A 24,501-nucleotide genomic window follows, 5' to 3' on the forward strand; every position below is an offset into this window, starting at 1 on the left:
CCATGAAAGTACTGCATGTTGCCGAGACGCTCAAGGGCGGGCTCGAAACCTATTTGCGCACCGTCTCGGGCTTCCAGAAGAGCTCGCCCGACATCACCCAGGTGAAGTTCATCCTGCCCGGCCGGGTCGACTGGCTGGGCGCCGAGAACACCCATGTGGTGCCCACCGCCCGCAAGGCGTCGGCGCTGGTGGGCTATGCGGGCCAGGTGCGCCGCATCATCGAATCGGAGCGGCCTGCCGTGCTGCATCTGCACAGCTCGATCGCGGGCGGCGTGGTGCGGGCGATGGCGCTGCTCGGGCAGATTCCCCGGGGCGTGAAGATCGTCTACTGCTCGCACGGCTGGGCCTTCGACCAGACCGGCCCGGCCTACAAGAAGCTGGCTTACCGCTGGATCGAGCGGCTGCTGTCCTGGCGCACCGACGCCATCATCTGCATCAGCGACCACGAGACGCGGATCGCCGAGCAGTTCGGCATCCAGGGGTGCCGGTGCATTCCGAACGGCATCGACCGCCTCGCGCCTGCGGCAAGCGCCGAACCGGCGCAGGGCCAGCCGGCGACAAGCGCACAGCGAAAGATCCTCTTCGTCGGCCGGCTCGACCGCCAGAAGGGCATCGATGCGCTGCTGGACGCCTACGTGCGGGTGCGGCCGAACTTCAGGCTCATCGTGGTGGGCGACTCGGTTCGCAACGACCTGCAACTCGCGCAGTCCGAGCAGGTCGAGTTCAAGGGCTGGCTGGAGAAGGACGCGCTCGACGCCGTCTACCGCGACTGCGACGCCACCATCGTCCCTTCGCGCTGGGAAGGCTTCGGCCTCGTCGCGGTCGAGGCCATGGCGCGCAGCAAGGCCGTGTTCGCATCCGACGTGGGCGGCCTCGTGGACATCGTGGCGCACGGCCGGAGCGGGCGGCTTTTTTCGCTGGCGAACATCGACCAGGTGCTGCGCGACATCGACGGGCTCTCCGACGCGTCGCTGCGGCAGATGGGTGAGGCCGGCCGGCAGATCTTCGAAGAGAAGTTCACCTCGCAGCGGATGAACACCGCCATCGTCAATCTGTACAAGGAGTCGGTCGTCCGATGAAGATCTTTCGCGGCCACGGCCGGCGCTTTTTTCTGCAGCTGTGCCTGCTGATGTGCGTGGGAGCGTCGGTCGCTGTCACGCACCCGGCACAGGCCCGCGACACGCGCGGCGTGAGCAGCCTGGCCACCGACTACCCCGTCGCGCTCAGCGTGCAGATCGACCCCGCCACCGTCACGGATGCCGACCTCAACGACATCCGCGCCGCGGGCTTCGAGTTCGTGCGCTTCGGCGCGCGGCCGCCCTTGAAGAGCGTGAACCCGTCGTCCATCGACTATCCGCGCCTGATCAAGCGGGTCAAGAACGCCAGGCTCGAAGCCATCGTCACGCTCTTCGGCGGCAGCGCCATCTGGGGCCAGAACCCCGAAGACCTGCGCCCCGGCAGCCGCAGGGAAACCCGGTTCTCCGAGTTTGCGACCGGCTTCATAAAGGCCAACGCCGCCGACGTGGCCGTGTGGGAAGTGTGGAACGAGCCCGACCACAAGACCTTTCTGAAGCCAGAGTTCATGGCCAACTTCAAGGCCGCGTCGTCGGAGCTGTGCGCCGACATGGCGCGCCAGAAGCTGCAGCCGAAGATCGTCGTCGGCTACGGTTTTGCGCACATGCCCTTCGTGGGCGACAAGGTGCCCGAAACGCTGGAAGACGCCTTTGTCGAGGCTGCCAGTTCCGACTGCCTGACCGACATTTCGATCCACCCGTACCGCCCCGTGCCCGAGACCGCCTTCGCGGACTACGGCAAGCTGCGGGCGCAGCTCGACCAGCGCCAGTTGCACAAGACCGGCATCGTGATCTCCGAGTGGGGCTATGCCTCGTACCTGCCGGTGCGCAACCGGAGCACGCAGGCCTCGCTGGTGTTCCGCGAATACCTCATCAACGTGGCGGCGGACATCAAGCTGCTGAACCTCTACGCATGGAAGGACCGCGGGCGCTCGTCGTTCTCCAAGGAAGACAACTTCGGGATCATGTCGAACGCGGGCGAGAAAAAAGAAGCCTTCTCCGCGCTCACCGAATTCCTGAAGATCGCGAAGCACGCCAGGAAGGTCTCGTACGCCGACGACAAGGGCGCGAACCGGCTGGTGCTCGAGCGCGACAACGCCTTGCTGCATGTGGTGTGGACGCAGAACACCGAGCGCAATCTGACGGTCCCCGTGGCCGAGGGCAAGAAGTGCACGCGCGTCGACTTCTTCCCGCAGATGCGGCGCGGCAGCTGCGGGCCGCGCACCGGCGGCGCCGAGGGTGGGTTTGCGGTGAAGGCCACGGCCTATCCGTTCCTGCTGTCCGTCTCCGACTAGACACATGGCGCGGCTCTCCGCACTCAGGAAGCGACTCGGCGGCCCCGTATGGGCCGTCGCGGACCAGTGCATCTACAGCGCGAGCCAGCTGCTGCTGAGCTTTGCGCTGGCGCGCGTGCTGTCGCCTTCGGATTTCGGCGTGGCCTCGGCGTTCCTGGCGGTGGCGAGCTTCCAGTACATCCTGCACACGGCCATGGTGCACGAGCCATTGCTGATCCAGCGGCACTATGCCAACCGCGCGGCCGCATGGACGAGCTGGGGGCTGGTGGTGGTGTTCTCGCTGGCGGGCTATCTGGCCTGGCAGCTCGCCGTATTTCCGGGCGAGGTGCGCTGGGTGGGCGTGGCGCTGATCGTCGGCTATGAGGTTTTCTGGATCTCGCGCACGCTGCTCTTCACCGGCCGGCGCTACGCCATGCTGTGCGTGACCGGCGTGCTCGTCGGCGCGGGGTATGTGGCGGTGCTCGGCATCGAAAGGCCGTCGAGCTGGAGCGAGGCGCTTCTCTGGGTGTCGCTGCTGCAGATGCCCTTCTTGCTCCTGGTGGTGCTGAACCTGCGCCATGTCATGCCGGTTCTTCCCGCGGCCAAGACGGCGAAGGCGCTCACGGTGCGTGCGTCCATGGGCTACGGCTGGAAGGCCAGCCTCTCGCAGTTCATGAGCTGGATCATGACCGGCGGCGCCATCCTGCTGCTGGGCTCCTCGGCCGATGCGCAGCAGGGCGGGCTGCTCAAGATCTACATCACCTTCCTGCTGCCGATGCAGTACGTGCTGGCGGCGCTGGGCTACTACCTGCTGCCGCAGCTGGCGGCCGGCTGGCATTCGACGGACCGGAAAAAAGCCTTCGGGCTCTTCGTCAAGTTCGTGCTGCTGGGCTTTGCCGTCGCCGAAATCGGCGGCGTGGCGCTGGGCCTGCTGGGTCCGCATCTCGTGGTGCTGGCCTTCGGCGAGAACTACCGCCACATGGATTTTTCGCCGTTCTATTACGCCCCCGCGATCTTCGGCCTGACCATGTGCCTGCGCACCGGCTTCAGGGCTGCGTCGCGGCCGGGCGCGCTGCTGGTGTGCTCGGTGGTGGGCGCCGCGGTGTTCGGCGTCTGCATGGCACTGGCCGAGCCGCCGGTCTCGTACATCCACACCATCCGCGCGATGACCCTGGGCTTTGCCTGCATGGCCGCGCTGATGATCGGCTGGCTGTTCGTCTTGATGAGAGCGCCGAGGCCTGCATGACGGCCCATCCGATGCTCCGCGACGTGCGCATGGACGAGCGCCTGCGCTTCCTGCGCGACGGCGTGGTGTGCCTGCGCCAGATCATCTCGCCCGAGTGGGTACGGCGCGCGCAGGACGGCATCGCGCACGAGCAGGCGATGTTCGACGCGGGCGCCGGCGAGGTCGCGCGGCAACTGACCGACACCCAGCGGCTGCGGTGGGTCCACGACCGGCTGTTCGAGTCGCACCCCGCCACCACCACCCACCCGGCGGCCGGCGCGCCCTGGCAGCAGGACACGTCCTGCGGCCTGGCGGACAGCCACCGCATCGTGCGCGTGTGGATGCCGCTCGATCACATGCCACGCGAAACCGCCATCGAGGTGGTGCGCGGCTCGCACCTGTGGAAGGCGGAACGCGGCTGGGCCGGCCGCGTCGAAGTGCGCGACATCGAGGCCAACCGCCGGGCCTTCGACATCGTGGGCTACGAGGTCGACGCGGGGGACATGGTGGCCTTCAACTGCCGCGCGCTGCACCACGCGGTGCCGGGCGCGAACGTCGACGAGAAGCGCAGGGCTTTCGCGATCTTGTATGCCGACGACGAGATCACGTCGGGGCGCCGGGCGTCGCCGGTGCATGGGACGCTGGAATCCTCTGGGCTTGCATGGCGCGGCGGGCAGGCTACCCTCGGCACCTCGCTGACCCAGGAGATCCGATGAAACCCCAAGCAATCGACTACCAGAACGCCTCGCCGGAAGTGAAGGCCGTGTTCGACGACATCAAGACCTCGCGCAATGTGCCCGACGTCAACAACTTCTGGAAGTACCTGGCCAACGACCCCGCCACGCTCAAGCGCACCTGGGCGAGCTTGAAGGAAGTGATGGCGCCCGGCGCGCTCGATCCGGTGGTCAAGGAAATGATCTACCTCGCGGTGAGCGTGACCAACAACTGCGGCTACTGCATCGCGAGCCATCACGCGGGTGCGGAGAAGGCAGGCATGACGCCCGAGATGTTCGGCGAACTGATGGGTGTGGTGGGGATGGCGAACGAGACCAACCGGCTGGTCAACGGGTACCGCGTGCCTGTCGATCCTTCGTTCGACAAGTAGGGCTTTCGTTCAGGGCGCCGACCGCGCCGACGGTGTACTCCCCTCCGCGAATGTCCCCCGGCCCTGCGGGCCTCCTCCTTGATTTCGCTGCGTGGAGCACACCATCGGCGCGATCGTCTTCAGAGCATTCGTTGATCGGCGATGCACTCGCAGCGTGCCCAGGTGCGCAGAGCACCCGGTGATCTGTGCACACGCCCTGAACACGACTTTCAGCCGATGGTCATCAGGCTGGCGTTGCCACCAGCCGCCGCGGTGTTGACGCTGAGCGCTCGCTCGACCACAAGGCTTTCGAGCGGAATGCCGACATCGCCAGATGCCAACGCGCGCACACCGACGATAGGCCCGGCGCGCGACGCAACGCGTTGAACCACGCGCGCAAGTTCGGCCGCCTCCCCATGGTGAAGCACGGCATCGAACACAACGGTCTCCGATGCCCAGTCGTTCGCAACGACTACCGACTGCTGCACATCGGCCGGCAACGATGCGCGAAGACGCTGTGCATCCGCGTCGGCGGGCCAGATCGCCGTGCTGCCCACCGACAGCACGGCCGACAGTTGTGCCAGCCTGTCGGCCTCTGTATCGGCCAGACAGAGCACTGCCTCGCGCGGCAGCAGCGTGTAGACGTTGCGCTCGCCTGTGGGGCCGGTCAGCGTGCGCGAGCAGCCCGCGCGCGACAGCCCCGCAAAGTGCAGGCATTGGGCCGCCAAAGCGCCGCGCCCGGTTTCCCGTGCCCAGCGGCCCAGGGCAGAAAACGCGGGGCTCGGCGTGGCTGCACCGCCATCGACGGCGCGCGCCAGCACATCGTCAGGCCGCCTCGACAGCAAGCGCGCCATGTACAGCGGCCCGCCCGCCTTCGGCCCCGTGCCCGACAGGCCCTCGCCGCCGAAGGGCTGCACGCCCACCACCGCGCCGACGATGTTGCGGTTCACATAGACATTGCCCGCCTTCGCATGGTCCACGATCTGCGCAATGGTCTCGTCGATGCGCGTGTGCACGCCCAGCGTGAGGCCGTAGCCCGTGCCGTTGATCTGCCCGACCAGTGCGCCCAGGTCGCGGCGGCGGTAGCGCACCACATGCAGCACCGGCCCGAACACCTCGCGCTGAAGTTCCGCAATGTTGTCCAGCTCGATCAGCGTGGGCATCACGAAGGTGCCTTCGCGGGTGTCGTGGCCGAACTCGCGGCCTTGCCGGTAGACGCGGCGGCCCCGGCTGCGCAGGGTGGCGATGTGGCGCTCGATGCTGTCGCGGGCTTCGGCGTCGATCACCGGACCCACGTCGACGGCCAGCCGCGCGGGGTTGCCGATGCAGCTCTCGGCCATTGCACCCTTGAGCATGTCGATGAGCCGGTCCGCCGCTTCTTCCTGCACGCACAGCACGCGCAATGCCGAGCAGCGCTGGCCCGCGCTGTCGAAGGCCGAGGCCATCACATCGGCAACCACCTGCTCGATGAGCGCGGACGAGTCCACGATCATCGCGTTCTGCCCGCCTGTCTCGGCGATGAGCGGCACCGGTGCGCCTGTGGCACCCAGGCGCGCGGACAAGGTCTTCTGCAGGATGCGCGCCACATCGGTCGAGCCGGTGAACATCACGCCCTGCACCCGCGCATCGGCGACCAGCGCGGCGCCCACCGTCTCGCCGCGTCCGGGCAAGAGTTGAACGGCGGCGTGCGGCACGCCGGCCTGCCACAGCAGGCGGATCGCTTCCGCGGCGACCAGCGGCGTCTGCTCGGCGGGCTTCGCGAGCACCGGATTGCCGGCGGCGAGCGCCGCGGCCACCTGGCCGGTGAAGATCGCCAGCGGAAAGTTCCACGGGCTGATGCACACCATCGGTCCGAGCGCGCGGTGCGTGTCGTTGTGGAAATCGCTGCGCGCCTGCGCGGCGTAGTAGCGCAGGAAGTCGACCGCCTCGCGCACTTCGGCGATGGCGTTGGCATAGGTTTTTCCGGCTTCGCGTGCGAGCAGGCCCAGGAGGCGCGGCTGTTGCGCTTCGAGCAGGTCGGCCGCGCGGTCGAGCAGGGCTGCGCGTTCCGTGGGCGGCGTGGCGGCCCATGTGGCTGCGATGCCTTCGGCCTGGGCGACGGCCCCCTCGACATCGGACAGCGTTGCGTCTTGCACTCGCCCCACGACGTCGCGGTGGTCGGCGGGATTGAGCACATCGGCCCAGAGGCGGGACGACGCCGCATCGCCCGCCGCGCCGGCGAGCAGCGGCTCCACGCGCCACGTCTCTGCAGCGGTGGCCTGCAAGGTCTGGCCCAGCGCGCGCAGGCTGTCGTCGTTGGCAAGGTCCAGCCCTTGCGAGTTGGTGCGCTGTGCGCCGTAGAGCGCGCGAGGCAGGGGAATGGCGGGGTGCGGCAGGCCGATGGCGCCTTCGTCCAGCGCCATGCGCTCGACCGTCGCGACCGGGTCTTCGACCAGTTCTTCGAGCGGAATCGTCGGGTCCGCGATGCGGTTGACAAACGAGGTGTTGGCGCCGTTCTCCAGCAGCCGCCGTACCAGGTAGGCCAGCAGGGTTTCGTGCGTGCCCACCGGCGCATAGATGCGGCACGGCCGGCTCAGCGGCCCGACCACCTGTTCATACAGCGGCTCGCCCATGCCGTGCAGGCACTGAAACTCGTACTGCCCCGGCGTGTAGCGCGCAGGGTCGGCCATCGTGTAGATGGCGGCCAGCGTGTGCGCGTTGTGCGTTGCGAACTGCGGGTAGACCGCCTCGGGCGCAGCCAGCAGCTTGCGCGCGCACGCCAGGTACGACACGTCGGTGTAGGCCTTGCGCGTGTAGACCGGATAGCCGCCCAGCCCGTCGATCTGCGCGCGCTTGATCTCGCTGTCCCAGTAGGCACCCTTCACCAGCCGCACCATCAACCGGTGACGGCTGCGGCGCGCGAGGTCGATGACGAAATCGATCACGAAGGGACAGCGCTTCTGGTAGCCCTGGATCACGAAGCCGATGCCGTTCCACCCCGCGAGCGCGGGCTCGAAGCACAGGCGCTCCAGCAGGTCGAGCGAGAGTTCGAGGCGGTCGGCTTCTTCCGCGTCGATGTTCAGTCCGATGTCGTACTGCTGCGCGAGCAGCGTCAACTCGCGCAGCACCGGGTACAGCTCGTCCATCACCCGCGCATGCTGCGCGCGGCTGTAGCGCGGGTGCAGCGCCGAGAGCTTGATCGAGATGCCCGGCCCCTGGTACACGCCCCGATGGTTCGAGGCCTTGCCGATCGCATGGATCGCGTCTTCGTACGCGATGCGGTAGCGCCGTGCATCGGCCATGGTGAGCGCAGCCTCGCCGAGCATGTCGTACGAATAGCGAAAGCCTTCGGCCTCCAGCTCGCGCGCGTTGTCCAGCGCCTGCTCAATGGTTTCTCCGGTGACGAACTGCTCGCCCATCATGCGCATCGCCATGTCCACGCCCTTGCGGATCAGCGGCTCGCCGCCCTTGCCGATCAGGCGCGTGAGCACGCTGGACAGGCCCGACTCGCTGTGCGTGGCCACCAGCTTGCCGGTGAGCAGCAGGCCCCAGGTGGCCGCGTTGACGAACACCGAGGGGCTGCGGCCCGCATGCGACTGCCACTGGCCGTGCGCGATCTTGTCGCGGATGAGCGCATTGCGGGTGTCGGCATCGGGAATGCGCAGCAGCGCCTCGGCCAGGCACATGAGCGCGACGCCTTCCTGCGACGAGAGCGCGTATTCCTGCAGCAGGCCCTGCACCAGGCCGGCGCGGCCCCCGGCGTTCTTGCGGTCGCGCAATTGCTGGGCGATGCGGTGGGCGAGGGCATGGGCGTCCTCCGCCTGGCCGGGCGGAAGGCGGGCTTGCTCCAGCAAGGGCGGGAGCGCCTCGGTTTCGGGGCGGCGCCAGGCCGCGGTGATCTGTGCGCGCAAGGCGGACGCTTCGGTCAGGCCATCGGCGAAAGACGTGAACAAAGAGGGCAGAGGGTCGGCGTTGGGTGCAGGCATAGGGGGGCTCGAGCTGGTGAGAAGCTGAATGATCTCAATCCGCTGAACGAATATGTGTGCGAAGAATGCACGGGTTGCCGAGCAAATCACTACGGTCATGTGGGATCGAGGTGCCCCGCCGCGGCTCCGGCTCTTGACTCGGTTTCTTGTATGTTGGATATTCGATCCAGTATGAAAGAAGACAAAGCGCCATCGTCCCCCAGCCTGAATGACCGCATCGCCCAGCGGGTGCGCGACCTGCGGGCTTCCTGCGGTCTCTCGCTTGACGCGCTGGCGGTGCATTGCGGCGTCAGCCGTTCGATGATCTCGCTCATCGAGCGCGGCGAGAGCAGCCCCACCGCCGTGGTGCTCGAAAAGCTCGCCACCGGACTGGGCGTTCCGCTCGCCGCACTGTTCGAAGCCACTGAGCCCGCCGCGAGCCCGGTCTCGCGCCTGGCCGACCAACCGCAGTGGCGCGACCCGCATTCCGGCTACGTGCGCAGGAATGTCTCGCCGCCCGGCGCGGTCTCGCCGATCCAGATCGTCGAGGTGAGCTTTCCGCCCAAGGCGCGCGTGGCCTACGAGACCGGCGCGCGCGAGCCGCGCATCCATCAGCAGGTGTGGGTGCTCGAAGGCCGCATCGAGGTCACCGTGGGCGATGTGCTGCACCGCCTCGACGCGGGCGACTGCCTGGCGATGGCGCTCGACCATCCGATGAGCTATCACAACCCCACCCGCAAGACCGCCCGCTACGCCGTCGTGATCACCACGGCGGCCGCTTCCTGGAGATGAACCGATGACGACAACGAACGACACCCCGCAAGCCCGCGTGCTTTCCAGCGTGAGCGACGCGCAGGTCCATGCGCTCGCCGACCTGCTGATCGACTGCGTGGAAGGCGGCGCCTCGGTGAGCTTCATGCGGCCGCTGACACGCGAGCGCGCCGTCGCGTTCTGGCGCAAGGTGGCCGACGGCGTGGCGCGCGGCGAGCGCGTGCTGCTGGTGACCGAAGACGCCGAGGGCATCGTGGGCACCGTGCAGCTTGTGCTCGATCAGCCCGAAAACCAGCCGCACCGTGCCGAGGTCTCGAAGATGCTGGTGCATCGCCGCGCGCGACGCCGGGGCCTGGGCGCGCTGCTGATGCAGGCGGCCGAGGATGCGGCGCGCGCACACCGCAAGACGCTGCTGGTGCTGGACACATCGGGTGCCGAGGCCGAACGGCTGTATGCCCGCATGGGCTGGCAGCGCGTGGGCGTGATCCCGGGGTTTGCATTGCTGCCGGAGGGTGGGCTGTGCAGCACCACCTTCTTCTACCGCGCGCTGCAGGCCTGAACCGGGCGCGCATCGCCGCTGCGCGCCGCGACGGCCGCGATGCGCAGCGCGGATTTGTATCGCTCTTTGTCCGGCGCAGCGCCAGATACGCAGCGCGACCAATCAGTTCGCGCTCGACACATCCGCACGCATGCGCTGCGATGCAATGGCGGCTTCATCCACTCCGACATGAAGCTCGCCATGACCCAGCACCCGTTGTTCCATCGTTCAGGCCGCGCGTTGACCGCCGGCATCTTGCTCGCCGCAGCAACCTTCGCCGCGCAGGCGCAGCCTTCCGCCCCCACCGATCCGCGCGGCCGCTGGATCACCGCGAACGGCAACCTCGAAGTGGAGGTCGCGCCCTGCGGCGCCGCGTTGTGCGGCACCGTCACCAAAGTGTTGGGCAACCGATCGATGGCGCCCGGCGGCGGCGACATGCAGGCCGCCGACCGGCGCCCCGCGCTGGGCATGACGCTGCTGAAAGACTTCGCGCCCGTCGATGCCGCCGACCCCGCCCGCCCGCCCACCGAATGGGCCGGACAGATCTACAACCGCGAGAACGGCAAGACCTACAGCTGCAACATGTCAGTGAGCACCGCGGGCAATCCGGCGGGCGAGTTGATGCTGCATGCGTATGTGGGGCTGCCGGTGTTCGGCAAGACGCAGCGCTGGGTGCGGGCGGGCGGGGATTGAACGAGGTGCGGCGCATGGTCAAGAAACGGCTGCACAGGGCCGGCCTCCTCGAAAACCATGCCTCCCCGGTATGGCAGGCCGTGCCTCGGCCTGTCATCATTCGCGGCGCATGAACCAAGAGCCGCTCTCCCTCACCGATTTGATCCACCGCGCCCGGCAAGCCCTGGCGGACCCGCAAGGCTCGCTGCCCGCCATGCTGCCGGCCACCGCGCACGCGGGGTGCGTGGTGTTCCTTGCGATGGGCGAGGGCGAGAGCCGGGCCCGCGTGGTGACCGGGCGCGGGTCCGGCATCGACGCGGCATGGCGGCAGGCCGCCGATGCGCTCGCGGTTCAGGCCGCCCGTGCCGACCGGCCGCCCGAACGCCTGCGCGCCGAGCTGGTCGACCAGGTCACGCCGCTGACTTGGGGCGCGCTGAAGGCGAAGCTGGCGCAAACCAAGCGCAACTATTTCAACCAGGGCATCGCCTTCGACGCGCGCTTCGAGCACGCCCTGCTCGCGCAGGAAATGCACGGCAGCGCGGTGCTCTACAGCGGCGAGGTGGAGCATGCGGTGCCCAACCTCCAGAACCTGCGCCTGCATGCCAGGCGCCGCTTCGGCGCGGAGATCGACTTTCCCGCGGACGATGACGCGCCCGTGTGGACCTTCACCACCCGCGCCGTGTATGCGGATGCCGAAGGCGCATGGCCGCTCACCGCCGAAGGGCAGGCCGCCGGCTACAGGCGGCTGGACGACTGGAACGCCCCGCAGGTGCGCCGGATGATCGACGCGGCCAGCGGCTACCTGGCCGAACAGGTCAAGCCCACGGGCGAGTTCCACTACGGCTGGTTCCCGTGCTTCGACCGCGCCATTCCCACCTACAACACGCTGCGCCACGCGAGCTCCACCTACGCGATGCTGGAGGCCTGGGAGCTCACGCGCAGCGCCGCGCAAAAGGCCGCCATCGACCGCTCGCTGGCCTTCCTGACGCAGCGGCTGATCCGCCGGATGCCCTTGCCCGACGGCACGCCGGCCGCCTTTCTGCTGGACGTCGGCAACGAGATCAAGCTGGGCGGCAACGCGGTGTGCCTGCTCGCGCTGGTCAAGTACACCGAGCTCACCGGCGATGCGCAATACCGGCCGCTGATGGAGCAGCTGGCGCTGGGCATCCGCGCCATGCAGGACCCCGCGAGCGGGCGCTTCGTGCATGTGCTCAACCACCCTGGGCTCGATGTGAAGGACGCCTTTCGCGTCATCTACTACGACGGCGAGGCGGCGTTCGGCCTGATGCGGCTGTATGGGCTCACGCGCGATCCGCGCTGGCTCGCGGTGGTCGAAAAGGCCTTCGGGCATTTCATCGCCGCCGAGCACTGGAAGGCGCACGACCACTGGCTGAGCTACTGCGTCAACGAGCTCACGCGCTACCGGCCCGAGCAGCGGTACTACGAATTCGGCGTGCGGAACGTGGCCGGCTACCTGGGCTTCGTGCTGGAGCGCATCACCACCTTTCCCACGCTGCTCGAACTGATGATGGCCGCGCGCGAGATGGTGCTGCGCATGGAGGCCGACCCCGCGCTGCGTCCGCTGCTGGCCGGCCTGGACCGCGAGGCCTTCGACCGCGCGCTGGAGCATCGCGCGCGCTACCTGGCCAACGGCCACTTCTGGCCCGAGCTGGCGATGTTCTTCCGCAAGCCCGACCGGGTCGCGGGCTCGTTCTTCATCAAGCACCACAGCTTTCGGGTGCGCATCGACGATGTGGAGCACTACCTCTCGGGCTATGTGGCCTACCTGAAGATGCTGCAGGCCAAGAGCGGCGATGGCGTTGCGGACGAAGGCGCGGGCGCCCTAAGCCCGGCTCCAGCCGATGCTGCAGCCGCACCCGCGCTGCTCCCGCCGGCCGACGGCCCCGTGGTGGCCTGGGGCGGCGACGTCAACCTGGGGCGCAGGCAGCACTACCGCACGCCGGAGGTGGGCCTTGCCGCCGTGCTCGGCGGCGTCACGGTGCTGGCCGAGGCGGACCTGCGCATCGTCAACCTCGAATGCGTGGTCTCCACGCTCGGCACGCAGGGCGTGCAGAAGGACGAGGCCACCCCGTACTACTACCGCGCGCGGCCCGAGATGCTGCGCGTGCTCGCCGAGGCCGGCATCCAGGTGGTGACCACCGCCAACAACCACAGCGGCGACTACGGCGTCGATGCGCTCTTGGAGCAGGCGCGCCTGCTGGACGCCGCGGGCATCGGCCACGCCGGCACCGGTGCCACGCGCGAGGCCGCGCTGCGTCCGGTGCTGCGCCGCGTGGGCGCGCTCAACGTGGCGGTGTTCTCCATCGACGCGACGCAGCCGCGCTTTGCGGCCGGCGATGCCGTGGGCGGCAGTGCCTACCTGCCGCTGTCGGCGCCCGCCGCGTGGCTCGAATGCCTGGCACCCCGCATTGCGGCCGTGCGCGCGAAGGCGCATGTGGTGCTGGTGGCCGTGCACTGGGGAAAGAACCAGGAGCCCGCGCCCGGCGGCGAGGAAATCGCCGTGGGCCACGCCCTCATCGAAGCCGGCGCCGACGCGGTGCTGGGCGCGTCGGCTCACATGCTGCAGGGGGTGGAGGTTCACAGGGGCCGGCCCATCGTCCACGATGCCGGCGACCTGCTGTTCGATGCCATCCGGCGCGACGACGACGAAGGCGGTGTGTTCTCGCTGCAACTGGGCGAAGACGGCGTGCGGCGCGTGATGTTCACGCCCATCGGCACGGGCTTCGGCCAGACGGTGCAACTGCAGGGCGAACGCGCCGTGGCCTCGGCGCGCCGGTTCCTGCAGAAGAGCGCGGAGCTCGGCTCGGCGTTCACCATGGCGCCTTCGGGCCAGTGCGTGCTCGAACTGCAGCCGCCGCACAGGGTGCGCACGCAAGAGGCGCTGCCGGCCGCGCCTGAAGCCTCTGTTCGTGCCGACGCGATCCGGCCCGTGACGGTAGCGCGCGACGAATGGTGCGCAGCCACCGTGCCGGACGACGCCCGGCTCGCCTCGCCCGTGGCCTTCGGGCCGCTCCGGCTGCTCGGCGTGCGGGCCACGCCGCAGGCGCTCGAAGGTCGCCAGTTGCTGTTCGTCGAGAGCTACTGGCAAGCCGATGCGCCCGTCGACGCCGACTGGCGTCTGGACATTCGCGCGGTGCCCGTCGCGCCCGCCACCATGCCCTCGTGGGGGGCCGGCATGGACCACGACCCCTGCGACTGGATGTGGCCCACCAGCCGCTGGCAGCCCGGCACCATCTACCGCGATCGCTACGGCCTGCGGCCGCCCGCGGGCAAGACGCTGCACGATGCCCAACTGCAGCTCGTGGTGGGCCTGGTGGGCCGCGGAGGGCGCCACGGGCGCGTGCCGGTGGGGGCGCCCATCGCGTTCGCGCTCCGCAAGGGCCGCGCAACGCCGCAGCCGGTCGAAACCTTTCCCCCGCCGCCGCAGTACCGCGCCACGCCCCCGCATGAATTGCCGCCCGACCTGCCGAGCGCGTCCGAAGTGCCCGGCCAGACGTGGAACGCCGCGCAGGTGGCCGCGGCGACCGGCGGAACCTGGCTGGTGGCGCCGCCGCCCGGGTGGTTCGTGCGCTCGGTGCCGCGCAGCGAAACCTTTCTGGACATGCTGCCGGGGCCGTCGCTGTTCGTGGTGTCCGGCGAGCCGGTGCGCGCCATGCACGAGCGCTATGCGGTGTCGCCGGAGCGCCTGAAGTGGGACTGGTCCAAGCACCTCGTGCGCTTTCAGCCGCGCCTGGCCGGCGCGGTGGTGTCCGAGCCCGTCGAAGGGCTCGCGCCGGACTTCCCGGTGCTGCAGGTGGCCGATCCGATCCACGCGCTCATCGAACTGGGCGCCACGGCGCGGCAGCGCCTGCGCGGCCGCGTGGTGGCCATCACCGGCAGCGCGGGCAAGACCTCGGTGTGCCGGATGCTGGCACATGCCTTCGGGGCGTCGCATCGCGTGTTCGCCACGCTGGACAATTACAACTCGCGCGTGGGCATGCTCGCCATGCTGGCGAACGTGTCGGCGGACACCGACCTGGTCGTGCTGGAGACCGCGGTGAGCGGCATCAACGCGCCCGAGTTCCAGAACATCAAGCTGGTGCAGCCCGACCTGGCCATCGTCACCAACATCGCGCCCTCGCACCTGGCCGAAGGCCAGACGGTGCTGGACATCGCGCGGCGCAAGGCCAACATCTTCGAGGGCATGCGGCCCGGCGGCATCGCCCTCCTGTGCGCCGACACCGACCACTTCGACTACCTGGTCCGGCGGGCCCGCGCGCGCCGGCTCACGGTGCTGACCTACGGCACCGCGCCGTCGGCGGACATCCGGCTGGAAGCGCACGACCCGGCGACGGGCCGGGTCACGGCCAGCCATGGCGGGCGCAGCTTCTCGTACCTGCTGGGCGCCAAGGGGCGGCACATGGCGGTCAACAGCCTGGCGTGCTTCGCGGTGGCGCACGCGCTGGCGCTCGACGAGGCGAAGGTGCCGGCGCAGCTTGCGTCGTTCGAGGCCGTGGCCGGACGCGGCCAGCTGCTGGCGCTCTCGCTGGGCGGGCGGCGGGTGCGGCTCATCGACGAAACCTACAACGCCAATCCGCTGTCGATGGTGTCGGCCCTCGCCATGGTGGCCGACGAGCCGTGCGCCGACGGGCGCAAGGTGCTCGTGCTCGGCGACATGCTGGAGCTGGGCGACGATGCGGCCCGCTACCACGCGGAGCTGGTCGCGCCCATCGTGCAATGCGCGCCTGCGCGGGTCCTGCTGCGTGGGCCGCACATGCGCGCTCTGCGCGAGCGGCTGGCCGCGGCGCTGCCGCCGGGTTCGGTGGTGCAGGCGCCCGAAACGCTCGCCGAGCTCGGGCGCGTGCTGCGCGAGGCCATCGCCGACGGCGACCTGGTCTTGCTCAAGGGCTCCAACGGCATGCAGCTCTGGCAGATCGTGCAGGACCTGGTGAAGCAGCAGGATGCGTCGTCGTCGTCGCCGCCTCCGCCGCCGGCGTTGGTGATCCGCCGCGTTGCGCCGCGGCCCCTGCCGGACCTCGGCACGGCGCCGGCACCCACGCCGGCTGTGGCCCCCAAACCCCCCGGAGTCGCCTGATGAACCGCAACACACCGGCATGGCGCGCCCTGCCGCCGAAGGCGCGCCGCATGGCCTCGAAGGTGCTGGGCACCCTTGCGGTCGCGTTGCTCGCGCTCGCGCAGACCGCCTGCGCGCAGCGCGCCGGCCCCGAGCCGCGCACGCCCTCCGCGTTCGTCGAGGACGACCTGCTGCACTGGAACCAGCCGGCCGTCCGCGCCAACTGCCCCGACCGGCCCGGCTACCTGTGGGTGCAGCCGGTCGAGGGGCCGGCCTGCATCCGCTACTTCGCGAGCAGCGACATCGACGGCGCGCGCATCGCCATCGTGCAGTTCTCGGGCGACCGCGACAGCGTGATGAACCAGGCGCCCGAACGCATTCCGGGCAACACCGCGCCGCAGCGCACGCTGGACGCGCAGCGCAGCCGCGACCGCGCGGGCGTGCCGTGGATCTTCATGGCGAGGCCGGGCACCTACGGCTCGTCGGGCGATCACGGCAGGCGGCGCGAGCCGGTGGAATTCCACGCGCTGGACGCGGCGCTCGATGCGCTGATGCAGCGCCACCGGCTGCAGCGCATCGTGATCCTGGGCCACAGCGGCGGCGCCACCGCGGGCGCCGCGCTGCTCACCATGGGCCGCACGCGCGTGGCCTGCGCGGTGCTGACCTCGGGCGCCTACGGGCTGCTGGAGCGTGCGCGCCTCTTGGGCCAGTCGAGGGACGGGCGCACCGACACCACGGGCAGCACGCAGTTCTACGACCCGCTGGACCATGTGAGCGGCATCGCGCGCGACCCGTCGCGGCGCATCGTGCTGATCGGCAACCCCGACGACAGGAACACGCCCTTCGCGCTGCAGGAGCGCTTCGGCGATGCGGTCGCCAAGGCGGGGCACCGCGTCGAGCTGAGGACGCATGCGGCCGAGCCGCCGCTGTACCACGACCTGAAGGACCGCATCGGCCTGAACACGGCCGCGCTGTGCGCGCGCGAGGCGGCGCTGCAGTAGGCGCCGCACAAGAAACAAGACACAACAATCAAGAAACGAAAGAAACCGACGAATGAGCAGCCACATCGCATCGCGCGAATACGGCCGCATGCCCGACGGGCGGTGCGTGACCGAATACACCCTGGACAACGGCCGGGGCCTGCGCCTGAGCGCCATCAACCACGGCGGCATCGTGACCGCGCTGCATGTGCCCGACCGCCACGGCCAGGGCGCGAACATCGTGCTGGGCCTGCCGTCGCTGGACGACTACCTGAAGCCGCATCCGCACTTCGGCACCATCGTCGGGCGCTATGCCAACCGGATCGCGGGCGGCCGCTTCAGGCTCGACGGCGTGGCGCACCAGGTGGGCATCAACGACGGCGTGAATTCGCTGCACGGCGGCGCACAGGGTTTCGGCACGCGCTTCTGGCAGATCGAGCCGGTGGCCGCGGAAGCGGCGGGCGGCGATGTGGCCATCGAGCTGCGCTACACCAGCGCCGACGGCGAAGAGGGCTACCCCGGGCAGGTGCAGCTCACGGTGCGCTACACGCTGGCCGCGACCGGGAACACCTGGCGCATCGACTACCGCGCCACCTGCGACCGGCCGACGGTGCTGAACCTGAGCCACCACGACTACTTCAACCTGGCGGGCAGCGGCACGGTGATGGACCATGTGCTGACGCTGCCGGCCAGCCGCTATTGCCCCGTGGACGCCACGCTGATTCCGCTCGGCCTGGCCGAGGTGGGCGCGACGCCTTTCGATTTCCGCACGCCGGCGCGCATCGGCGACCGCATCCGCGACGGGCACGAGCAGCTGCTGCGCGCGCACGGCTACGACCACAACTGGGTGCTGGACCGCAACCGACCCGGGCTTGCGCTGGCCGCGCGCCTCGAGCACGGGGCCTCGGGCCGTGTGATGGAGGTGCACACGACCGAGCCCGGGGTGCAGTTCTACTCGGGCAATTTTCTGGACGGCAGCCTCGTGGGTTCGGGCGGCGCGAGCCTGCGGCAGGGCGATGGGCTGTGCCTGGAAACGCAGCACTTTCCGGATGCGCCCAACCAGCCGGGTTTTGCGTCGACGGTGCTGCGGCCGGGCGAGGTGTTCGAGAGCGCGACGGAGCACCGGTTCAGCGTCGTCGGCTGAAGCCTTGCGTCAGCCGGCGAACAAGGCCGCCGGCACGCCGGGGCTGCCGATGCGCACCGCGAACAGGCCGCCAGCCAGCGGCTCGCTTTGCAGCTGTTCTTCGGTGCGGCTGTTGCGCGCGGTCGTGATGTAGAGCGTCTGCAGGTCGGCGCCGCCGAAGGCGCAGTCGGTGACGTTGCTTGCGGACAGCGGAATGCGGGCCAGCTCGGCCGCGCTCACCGGGTCGTGGCAGGTGACGCAGGCACCGTCCCAGTGGCAGATCCACAGGCGGCCGGCCGCATCGGTGGTCATGCCGTCGGGCAGGCCGTCCGGCTTGGGAAAGCGATGCCACTCGCGGCGGTTCGACACCCTGCCGGCCTCCATGTCGAAGTCGTAGGCGTAGAGCTTGTTGATCGCCGTGTTGTTGAAGTACATGGTGCGGCCGTCGGAGGACCATGTCGGGCCGTTGGTCACCTCGAAGCCGTCGTCGTGCCGCGTGCAGCGGCCGTCGGCGTCGTAGCGGTAGAGCGCGCCGGTGGGCGCCTTGCAGTCGAAGTCCATGCTGCCGCCCCAGAAGCGGCCGCGGCTGTCGCACTTGCCGTCGTTGAAGCGGTTGTTCGCGCGCTCGAGCTCGGGCTGGTGCAGGTAGCGCGGCCTGGCATCGTCGCCCGGCAGCGTGGTGTCGAAGAGCGCAAAGCCGCGGCGCAGCGTGAGGATCAGGCCCGGCGCGTTCGCGCGCTCCGAGATCGCGGTGATCTCTTCGTCGAATCGCCAGGTCCGGCGCGCACCGTCGGCGGGGCGGAACCAGAAAAGGCGCGGCGTGAGGATGTCGATCCAGTACAGCGCCTGCTCGCGCTGCGACCACAGCGTGCCTTCGCCCAGGTTCGCTTCGGCCGGCCAGATGCATTCGGGGGCGCCGATGACGGTGGGCGCGGGAAGGTTCGTCATGTCTTGTCTCGTCCTTTTTTTTTGGGGTGGGGTCCTTGACGCGGCGAGGCGCCTCGGGGCATATTGATATTAGAAACCAACCAAAGTGAAATTGATTGATATCAGTTTTGCAATGTCATTCTCGACCTCAACGGAGACTCTATTTGAATTCTTCCAATCTCTCGATTTATCCCAGCCTGCAGGGCCGCACCGTGTTCGTCACGGGTGGCGGCAGCGGCATCGGCGCGGCCATCGTGTCGGCCTTCGTGGCGCAGGGCGCGCGCGTGGCCTTCGTCGACATCGCCGAAGAGGCGAGCGCCGCGCTTGCGCAGCAACTGGTCGACGCCGGCCATGCGGCGCCCTGGTGGCGTGCCTGCGACGTGCGCGACATCGCGGCGCTGCAGGGCGCCATTGCCGATGCGTCGGCCGCGCTCGGCGACTTTGCGGTGCTGGTCAACAACGTGGCCAGCGACGACCGCCACACGCTCGAATCGGTCACGCCCGACTACTACGACAACCGCATGGCCATCAACGAGCGGCCGGCGCTGTTCGCGATCCAGTCGGTGGTGCCGGGCATGAAGCGGCTGGGCTTCGGCTCGGTGGTCAACCTGGGGTCCACCGGCTGGCAGACCAAGGGCTCGGGCTACCCCTGCTATGCGATCGCCAAGTCGTCGGTGAACGGGCTCACGCGCGGCCTCGCGGTCGATCTGGGCCGCGACCGCATCCGCATCAACACCGTCTCGCCCGGCTGGGTGATGACCGAGCGTCAGGTCAAGCTGTGGCTCGACGAGGAAGGCGAGAAGTCGCTCAAGCGCAACCAGTGCCTGCCCGACAAGCTGATGCCCGAGGACATCGCGCGCATGGTGCTGTTCCTCGCGTCGGACGACGCGAAGATGTGCACCGCGCAAGAGTTCATCGTGGACGCCGGTTGGACCTGAACGTCCATTCGCGATCCTCAATCCGTTCGGGCTGAGCTTGTCGAAGCCTTGCGCAGCGCTTCGACAAGCTCAGCGTGAACGGGTGTGTGTGCAGCGGCTTCGACAAGCTCAGCCCGAACGGCAGGGGAGCGGCGTGAACTGGTGTGTGTTGTTCGGCCGGCTTCAGTCCATCTCCAGCTTGCGTCCATAGACGCTCATGCTGGCGGTCTTGAGCGCCTTCATCATCACCTTGGCCGCCGGCGACAGCAGCCGGTCGGTGCGGGTGATGATGCCGAACTGGTCCATGTGGCAGGGCATCTCCAGCGGCAGCAGCGACACGATGCCGTGCGCCGCGTAGTAGCGCGCCACCTCGGTGGCCAGCACCGCGACCATGTCGCTCTGCTGCAGCATGCGCGTGATGAACAACAGGGCCGAGCTCTCCACCGTGTTGACCGGCGGCGCGAGGCCTTCTTCCTGGAACATCAGCTCGAAGCGGTGGCGCAGCACGCTGCCGGTGGGCGGCACGATCCACCCGGCGCCCACCACGTCGCGCAGCGTGAGCCCGCTGGTGCCCAGCATCGGATGGCCCGGCCGCACCAGCGCGCACACCGGCTCCTCGCTCAGCGCCTCGTAGCGCAGCTGCGACTTGTCGTGCTCGGCGAAGAGCCGCGCCACGAGGATGTCCAGCTTGCCCTGCTCCAGCCGCTCGATCAGCACCGGGCTGGTTTCTATCTCCAGTGACACGCGCAGGTCGGGCTGATCGCGCTTGACCATCGCCACCGCCGTGGGCAGCAACGCCAGCCCGGGCGCGGTGATGGCGCCCACGCCCACCTGGCCGAAGCGGCCGGCCTTGAGCGCGGTGAGCTCGTCGTGCGCCTGGTTGAGGCTCGCGAGCGCGACGCGGGCGTGGCGGATCATGGTCTCGCCGTACCAGGTCGGGCGCATGCCGCGCGGCAGGCGTTCGAACAGCGGCACCTCCAGCACGTCTTCCAGGTCCTTGAGCAACTTCGACGCGGCGGGCTGCGTCATGTTGAGCACCTGCGCCGCGCGATGGATGTTGCCTTCCTCGGCCAGCGCGACCAGCAACAGCAGCTGCCTTGTCTTGAGCCGCGCGCGAATAAACCAGTGGTTGTAGTTGGTCATGTTTTTGGACGAAATCTGAGAACCAAGGGCTTATGGGGTTTTCCAGAATCCCTTGATCGATATGCATTTTGTCTAAAAAACGATTGGATCGATATCAATTCTGTTCCTAGACTCGCCTCAGTTCCAACAAAGAGACAAGGTCGGCGCCTCCGTGATCCACGGCGAGATCCATCAGAACGTGCGGCAGTACATCAACGGCCGCTGGGAAACCAGCGCGACCACCGGTGTGAGCGCCAATCCGTCGGACACCAGCGAGGTGGTCGCCGAATACGCACGCGCCGACCGCCGCCAGACCGATGCCGCCATCCGCGCGGCCACCGAAGCCTTCCCCCACTGGAGCCACAGCTCGCCGCAGCGCCGTGCCGACGTGCTCGATCGCATCGGCACGGAGCTGCTTGCGCGCAAGGACGACCTGGGCTTGTTGCTGGCACGCGAAGAGGGCAAGACCCTGCCCGAGGCCGTGGCCGAAGCGGCGCGCGCGGGCCAGGTGTTCAAGTTCTTCGCGGGTGAGGCCCTGCGCAGCGGCGCGGGCGGCGGCAGCGGCGGCGAAAGCGTCGCCTCGGTGCGCGCCGGCGTGCAGGTCGATGTCACGCGCGAGCCGGTGGGCGTGGTCGGGCTCATCACGCCCTGGAACTCCCCGCTGGCGGTGCCGGCCTGGAAGATCGCCCCCGCGCTCGCGCACGGCAACAGCGTGGTGTTCAAGCCCGCCGAGCTGGTGCCGGCCTGCGGCTGGGCACTGGCCGAAATCATCAGCCGCGCCGCGCTGCCTGCGGGCGCCTTCAACCTCGTGATGGGCAGCGGCCGCGAAGTGGGGCAGGCCCTGGTCGACAGCGCGCAGGTCGATGCGCTCAGCTTCACCGGTTCGGCCGCCAACGGCGAGCGCGTGCTGCAGGCCGCCACCGCGCGCCGCGCCAAGGTGCAGCTGGAAACCGGCGGCAAGAACGCGCTGGTGGTGCTGGCCGATGCCGACCTGGACCGCGCCGTCGATTGCGCGGTGCAGGGCGCCTACTTTGCCGCGGGCCAGCGCTGCACGGCGTCGAGCCGGCTGATCGTGGAGGCCGGCGTGCACGACGCCTTCGTCGCCAGGCTGCGCCAGCGCCTGAAGACACTGAAGATCGGCCATGCGCTGGAGCGCGGCATCGACATCGGCCCGGTGGCCAACGCAGAGCGCCTGGCGCGGAACCTGGCGTGGATGGGCATTGCGCGCGAAGAAGGGGCCGAGCATGTGTGGGGCGGCGAGGCATTGGAGCGCGCCACGCCCGGTCATTACATGAGTCCCGCGCTGTTTCTGGCCAAGCCCTCGCACCGCATCGCCCGCGAAGAAATCTTCGGCCCGCTGGCCTGCGTGCTGCGCGCCGACGACTACGACCACGCGCTGGCGCTGTGCAACGACACGCCCTTCGGCCTGTGTGCGGGGCTGTGCACCAACTCGCTCAAGCACGCGATGCATTTCAGACGCCATGCCGAGGTCGGCATGACGATGGTCAATCTGCCGACCGCGGGGGTGGACTTTCACGTGCCCTTCGGCGGCCGCAAGGGGTCGGGCTACGGGCCGCGCGAACAAGGGCGCCACGCCGCGGAGTTCTACACGACGGTAAAGACCGGCTACATGCTGGCCTGAACCGTTCGGGGTTTCATCATCAAGTACAGCAACACAGACTCGTCAAGAAGGAGACACACCATGACCATGAATCGCCGCACTCTCAACATCGCGCTCGCCGCAGCGTCCCTGGGCAGCCTGCTGCCCGCTTCCGCCTTCGCGCAGAAGAAACTCGTGCTCGGCTTCGCCCAGGTGGGTGCCGAGAGCGAATGGCGCACCGCCAACACCGAGTCGATCAAGTCGGCCGCCAAGGAGGCCGGCATCGAGCTCAAGTTCTCCGATGCGCAGCAGAAGCAGGAAAACCAGATCAAGGCCATCCGCTCCTACATCGCGCAGAAGGTCGACGTGATCGCCTTCTCGCCCGTGGTCGAGTCGGGCTGGGAAACCGTGCTGCGCGAAGCCAAGGCCGCCAAGATTCCGGTGGTGCTGACGGACCGCGCGGTCAACACCAAGGACGACTCCCTCTACGTGACCTTCATGGGCTCGGACTTCGTCGAGGAAGGCCGCAAGGCCGGCCGCTGGCTCACCGAAAAGATGAAGGACCAGAAGGGCGATGTGAACATCGTCGAGCTGCAGGGCACCGTGGGCTCGGCCCCGGCCATCGACCGCAAGAAGGGCTTCGAGGAAATCATCAAGGCCGACCCCAAGTTCAAGATCATCCGCTCGCAGACCGGCGACTTCACCCGTGCCAAGGGCAAGGAAGTGATGGAAGCCTTCCTGAAGGCCGACGGCAAGAAGATCAACGTGCTCTTCGCGCACAACGACGACATGGCCATCGGCGCCATCCAGGCCATCGAAGAAGCGGGCATGAAGCCGGCGAAGGACATCGTGATCATCTCCATCGACGGGGTCAAGGGCGCCTTCGAAGCCATGATCGCCGGCAAGCTCAATGTGTCGGTGGAATGCAGCCCGCTGCTCGGCCCGCAGCTGATGAGCGCCGTGAAGGACATCAAGGCCGGCAAGGCACTGCCCAAGCGCATCGTGACCGAAGAAGGCATCTTCCCCATGGAAGTCGCCGCCAAGGAATTCCCGAACCGCAAGTACTAAGAAGAACACCACATGAAACGCAACTTCCTCAAGGCCTCGCTCGCGGGCATCGCCTTCGCCATCGTCGGCTTCACGCCGCTCGCGAATGCGCAGGACAAGGGCCTGATCGCCATCTCGATGCCCACCAAGTCGTCGGCCCGCTGGATCGCCGACGGCGCGAACATGGTCAAGTACTTCAAGGACAAGGGCTACAAGACCGACCTGCAGTACGCGGACGACGACATCCCGAACCAGCTCGCGCAGATCGAGAACATGGTGACCAAGGGCTCGAAGGTGCTGGTCATCGCGGCGATCGACGGCACCACGCTGTCCGACGTGCTGCAGAAGGCGGCCGACAAGGGCGTGAAGGTCATCGCGTACGACCGGCTCATCAAGGGCTCGAAGAACGTGGACTACTACGCCACCTTCGACAACTTCCAGGTCGGCGTGCTGCAGGCGCAATCGATCGAGACGGCGCTGGGCCTCAAGAGCGGCAAGGGCCCGTTCAACATCGAACTGTTCGGCGGCTCGCCCGACGACAACAACGCCTTCTTCTTCTACAACGGCGCGATGTCGATCCTGAAGCCGTACATCGACAGCGGCAAGCTGGTGGTGCGCAGCAAGCAGATGGGCATGGACAAGGTGGGCACGCTGCGCTGGGACGGCGCGGTGGCGCAGGCGCGCATGGACAACCTGCTGTCGGCCTACTACACCAAGGACCGCGTGGATGCGGTGCTGTCGCCGTACGACGGCCTCTCCATCGGCATCCTCTCGTCGCTCAAGGGCGTGGGCTACGGCTCGGGCACGCAGGCGATGCCCATCGTCTCGGGCCAGGACGCCGAGGTGCCTTCGGTCAAGTCGATCCTGCGCAAGGAACAGACCTCCACCGTGTTCAAGGACACGCGCGAGCTGGCCAAGGTGACGGTGGCGATGGCCGACGCCATGCTCTCGGGCAAGACGCCTGAAGTGAACGACACCAAGACCTACAACAACGGCATCAAGGTGGTGCCTTCGTACCTGCTCAAGCCGGTGAGCGTGGACGCCTCGAACTGGAAACAGGTGCTGGTGGACAGCGGCTACTACAAGGAAAGCCAGATCAAGTGAGCACGGCGAGCGAAGGCGCCCCGCGC

18 protein-coding genes are annotated in these 24,501 nt (G+C 68.5%); 15 read left to right on the forward strand and 3 right to left on the reverse strand.

Annotated features, from left to right (window positions below; translation table 11 throughout):
• Positions 1-2 precede the first annotated feature (2 nt).
• Genes ABIC90_RS23245 through ABIC90_RS23265 form a run of 5 tightly spaced genes read left to right on the forward strand, consistent with a single transcriptional unit; the run spans position 3 to position 4,677 of the window.
• Positions 3-1,079 (forward strand): glycosyltransferase, encoded by a 1,077-nt coding sequence (locus ABIC90_RS23245; protein WP_354358321.1) that lies wholly within the window; start codon positions 3-5, stop codon positions 1,077-1,079.
• Positions 1,076-2,368, forward strand: a complete 1,293-nt coding sequence (locus ABIC90_RS23250) for a hypothetical protein (protein ID WP_354358323.1) — start codon at positions 1,076-1,078, stop codon at positions 2,366-2,368. Before ABIC90_RS23245 ends, ABIC90_RS23250 begins: the two co-directional genes overlap by 4 nt.
• A gap of 4 nt (positions 2,369-2,372) precedes the next feature.
• Complete coding sequence (locus tag ABIC90_RS23255) at positions 2,373-3,593, forward strand: lipopolysaccharide biosynthesis protein (RefSeq protein WP_354358325.1); 1,221 nt, start codon at positions 2,373-2,375, stop codon at positions 3,591-3,593.
• Positions 3,590-4,288 carry a phytanoyl-CoA dioxygenase family protein gene (locus ABIC90_RS23260; RefSeq protein WP_354358327.1) on the forward strand — a complete coding sequence of 233 codons (699 nt, stop codon included), beginning with the start codon at positions 3,590-3,592 and terminating at the stop codon, positions 4,286-4,288. Before ABIC90_RS23255 ends, ABIC90_RS23260 begins: the two co-directional genes overlap by 4 nt.
• The gene (locus ABIC90_RS23265) at positions 4,285-4,677 is read left to right on the forward strand and encodes a carboxymuconolactone decarboxylase family protein (protein ID WP_354358329.1); all 393 of its coding nucleotides are present in this window, start codon (positions 4,285-4,287) and stop codon (positions 4,675-4,677) included. The genes ABIC90_RS23260 and ABIC90_RS23265 overlap by 4 nt, the downstream gene beginning before the upstream one ends.
• 209 nt (positions 4,678-4,886) lie before the next feature.
• Here ABIC90_RS23265 and putA read toward each other — a convergent pair whose 3' ends face one another.
• Positions 4,887-8,621 (reverse strand): trifunctional transcriptional regulator/proline dehydrogenase/L-glutamate gamma-semialdehyde dehydrogenase, encoded by a 3,735-nt coding sequence (gene putA, locus ABIC90_RS23270; protein WP_354358331.1) that lies wholly within the window; start codon positions 8,619-8,621, stop codon positions 4,887-4,889.
• A 171-nt stretch (positions 8,622-8,792) separates the two neighbouring features.
• On the opposite strand from putA, the gene ABIC90_RS23275 reads away from it, so the two are divergent.
• The 6 genes from ABIC90_RS23275 (at position 8,793) to ABIC90_RS23300 (ending at position 17,779) form a co-directional block, all read left to right on the forward strand.
• Entirely contained in the window at positions 8,793-9,392 is a 600-nt protein-coding gene (locus tag ABIC90_RS23275; protein WP_354358333.1) for a helix-turn-helix domain-containing protein, read from the forward strand.
• Between the two features lie 4 nt (positions 9,393-9,396).
• Positions 9,397-9,930, forward strand: coding sequence for a GNAT family N-acetyltransferase (locus ABIC90_RS23280; protein ID WP_354358335.1), 534 nt, complete (start codon positions 9,397-9,399; stop codon positions 9,928-9,930).
• A gap of 168 nt (positions 9,931-10,098) precedes the next feature.
• On the forward strand, positions 10,099-10,602 hold the full coding sequence (locus ABIC90_RS23285) for a DUF2147 domain-containing protein (protein WP_354358337.1): 504 nt from the start codon (positions 10,099-10,101) through the stop codon (positions 10,600-10,602).
• Positions 10,603-10,711: 109 nt separating this feature from the next.
• On the forward strand, positions 10,712-15,676 hold the full coding sequence (locus ABIC90_RS23290; RefSeq protein WP_354358339.1) for a CapA family protein: 4,965 nt from the start codon (positions 10,712-10,714) through the stop codon (positions 15,674-15,676).
• Positions 15,676-16,656 carry an alpha/beta hydrolase family protein gene (locus tag ABIC90_RS23295; RefSeq protein WP_354358341.1) on the forward strand — a complete coding sequence of 327 codons (981 nt, stop codon included), beginning with the start codon at positions 15,676-15,678 and terminating at the stop codon, positions 16,654-16,656. Before ABIC90_RS23290 ends, ABIC90_RS23295 begins: the two co-directional genes overlap by 1 nt.
• Before the next feature lie 52 nt (positions 16,657-16,708).
• A complete protein-coding gene (locus ABIC90_RS23300) occupies positions 16,709-17,779 on the forward strand; it encodes an aldose epimerase family protein (protein ID WP_354358343.1) in 1,071 nt (356 codons plus the stop codon).
• A gap of 9 nt (positions 17,780-17,788) precedes the next feature.
• Here the strand turns inward: ABIC90_RS23300 and ABIC90_RS23305 are convergent, their stop codons facing one another.
• Positions 17,789-18,706 (reverse strand): SMP-30/gluconolactonase/LRE family protein, encoded by a 918-nt coding sequence (locus tag ABIC90_RS23305; RefSeq protein WP_354358345.1) that lies wholly within the window; start codon positions 18,704-18,706, stop codon positions 17,789-17,791.
• A 143-nt stretch (positions 18,707-18,849) separates the two neighbouring features.
• On the opposite strand from ABIC90_RS23305, the gene ABIC90_RS23310 reads away from it, so the two are divergent.
• Complete coding sequence (locus tag ABIC90_RS23310; RefSeq protein WP_354358347.1) at positions 18,850-19,623, forward strand: SDR family NAD(P)-dependent oxidoreductase; 774 nt, start codon at positions 18,850-18,852, stop codon at positions 19,621-19,623.
• A gap of 162 nt (positions 19,624-19,785) precedes the next feature.
• Here ABIC90_RS23310 and ABIC90_RS23315 read toward each other — a convergent pair whose 3' ends face one another.
• The gene (locus tag ABIC90_RS23315) at positions 19,786-20,745 is read right to left on the reverse strand and encodes a LysR family transcriptional regulator (protein ID WP_354358349.1); all 960 of its coding nucleotides are present in this window, start codon (positions 20,743-20,745) and stop codon (positions 19,786-19,788) included.
• Between the two features lie 151 nt (positions 20,746-20,896).
• On the opposite strand from ABIC90_RS23315, the gene ABIC90_RS23320 reads away from it, so the two are divergent.
• From ABIC90_RS23320 to chvE, 3 genes are read left to right on the forward strand one after another with little or no spacing between them, the layout of a single operon-like run.
• Positions 20,897-22,366: an aldehyde dehydrogenase family protein gene (locus ABIC90_RS23320; protein WP_354358351.1), complete on the forward strand. Its 1,470-nt coding sequence runs from the start codon at positions 20,897-20,899 to the stop codon at positions 22,364-22,366.
• 60 nt (positions 22,367-22,426) lie between these two features.
• Complete coding sequence (locus ABIC90_RS23325) at positions 22,427-23,392, forward strand: ABC transporter substrate-binding protein (RefSeq protein WP_354358353.1); 966 nt, start codon at positions 22,427-22,429, stop codon at positions 23,390-23,392.
• Between the two features lie 12 nt (positions 23,393-23,404).
• Positions 23,405-24,475 (forward strand): multiple monosaccharide ABC transporter substrate-binding protein, encoded by a 1,071-nt coding sequence (gene chvE / locus ABIC90_RS23330; RefSeq protein ID WP_354358355.1) that lies wholly within the window; start codon positions 23,405-23,407, stop codon positions 24,473-24,475.
• The last annotated feature ends 26 nt before the right edge of the window (positions 24,476-24,501 follow it).

Source organism: Variovorax boronicumulans (assembly GCF_040544675.1).
Lineage (GTDB): Bacteria > Pseudomonadota > Gammaproteobacteria > Burkholderiales > Burkholderiaceae_C > Variovorax > Variovorax boronicumulans_D.

What these genes read in the sequence shown, in the direction of transcription:
- ABIC90_RS23245 (WP_354358321.1), top strand. Translation starts at nt 3, where the DNA reads ATGAAAGTACTGCATGTTGCCGAGACGCTCAAGGGCGGGCTCGAAACC.
- ABIC90_RS23250 (WP_354358323.1), top strand. Translation starts at nt 1,076, where the DNA reads ATGAAGATCTTTCGCGGCCACGGCCGGCGCTTTTTTCTGCAGCTGTGC.
- ABIC90_RS23255 (WP_354358325.1), top strand. Translation starts at nt 2,373, where the DNA reads ATGGCGCGGCTCTCCGCACTCAGGAAGCGACTCGGCGGCCCCGTATGG.
- ABIC90_RS23260 (WP_354358327.1), top strand. Translation starts at nt 3,590, where the DNA reads ATGACGGCCCATCCGATGCTCCGCGACGTGCGCATGGACGAGCGCCTG.
- ABIC90_RS23265 (WP_354358329.1), top strand. Translation starts at nt 4,285, where the DNA reads ATGAAACCCCAAGCAATCGACTACCAGAACGCCTCGCCGGAAGTGAAG.
- putA (WP_354358331.1), bottom strand. Translation starts at nt 8,621, where the DNA reads ATGCCTGCACCCAACGCCGACCCTCTGCCCTCTTTGTTCACGTCTTTC.
- ABIC90_RS23275 (WP_354358333.1), top strand. Translation starts at nt 8,793, where the DNA reads ATGAAAGAAGACAAAGCGCCATCGTCCCCCAGCCTGAATGACCGCATC.
- ABIC90_RS23280 (WP_354358335.1), top strand. Translation starts at nt 9,397, where the DNA reads ATGACGACAACGAACGACACCCCGCAAGCCCGCGTGCTTTCCAGCGTG.
- ABIC90_RS23285 (WP_354358337.1), top strand. Translation starts at nt 10,099, where the DNA reads ATGAAGCTCGCCATGACCCAGCACCCGTTGTTCCATCGTTCAGGCCGC.
- ABIC90_RS23290 (WP_354358339.1), top strand. Translation starts at nt 10,712, where the DNA reads ATGAACCAAGAGCCGCTCTCCCTCACCGATTTGATCCACCGCGCCCGG.
- ABIC90_RS23295 (WP_354358341.1), top strand. Translation starts at nt 15,676, where the DNA reads ATGAACCGCAACACACCGGCATGGCGCGCCCTGCCGCCGAAGGCGCGC.
- ABIC90_RS23300 (WP_354358343.1), top strand. Translation starts at nt 16,709, where the DNA reads ATGAGCAGCCACATCGCATCGCGCGAATACGGCCGCATGCCCGACGGG.
- ABIC90_RS23305 (WP_354358345.1), bottom strand. Translation starts at nt 18,706, where the DNA reads ATGACGAACCTTCCCGCGCCCACCGTCATCGGCGCCCCCGAATGCATC.
- ABIC90_RS23315 (WP_354358349.1), bottom strand. Translation starts at nt 20,745, where the DNA reads ATGACCAACTACAACCACTGGTTTATTCGCGCGCGGCTCAAGACAAGG.
- ABIC90_RS23325 (WP_354358353.1), top strand. Translation starts at nt 22,427, where the DNA reads ATGACCATGAATCGCCGCACTCTCAACATCGCGCTCGCCGCAGCGTCC.
- chvE (WP_354358355.1), top strand. Translation starts at nt 23,405, where the DNA reads ATGAAACGCAACTTCCTCAAGGCCTCGCTCGCGGGCATCGCCTTCGCC.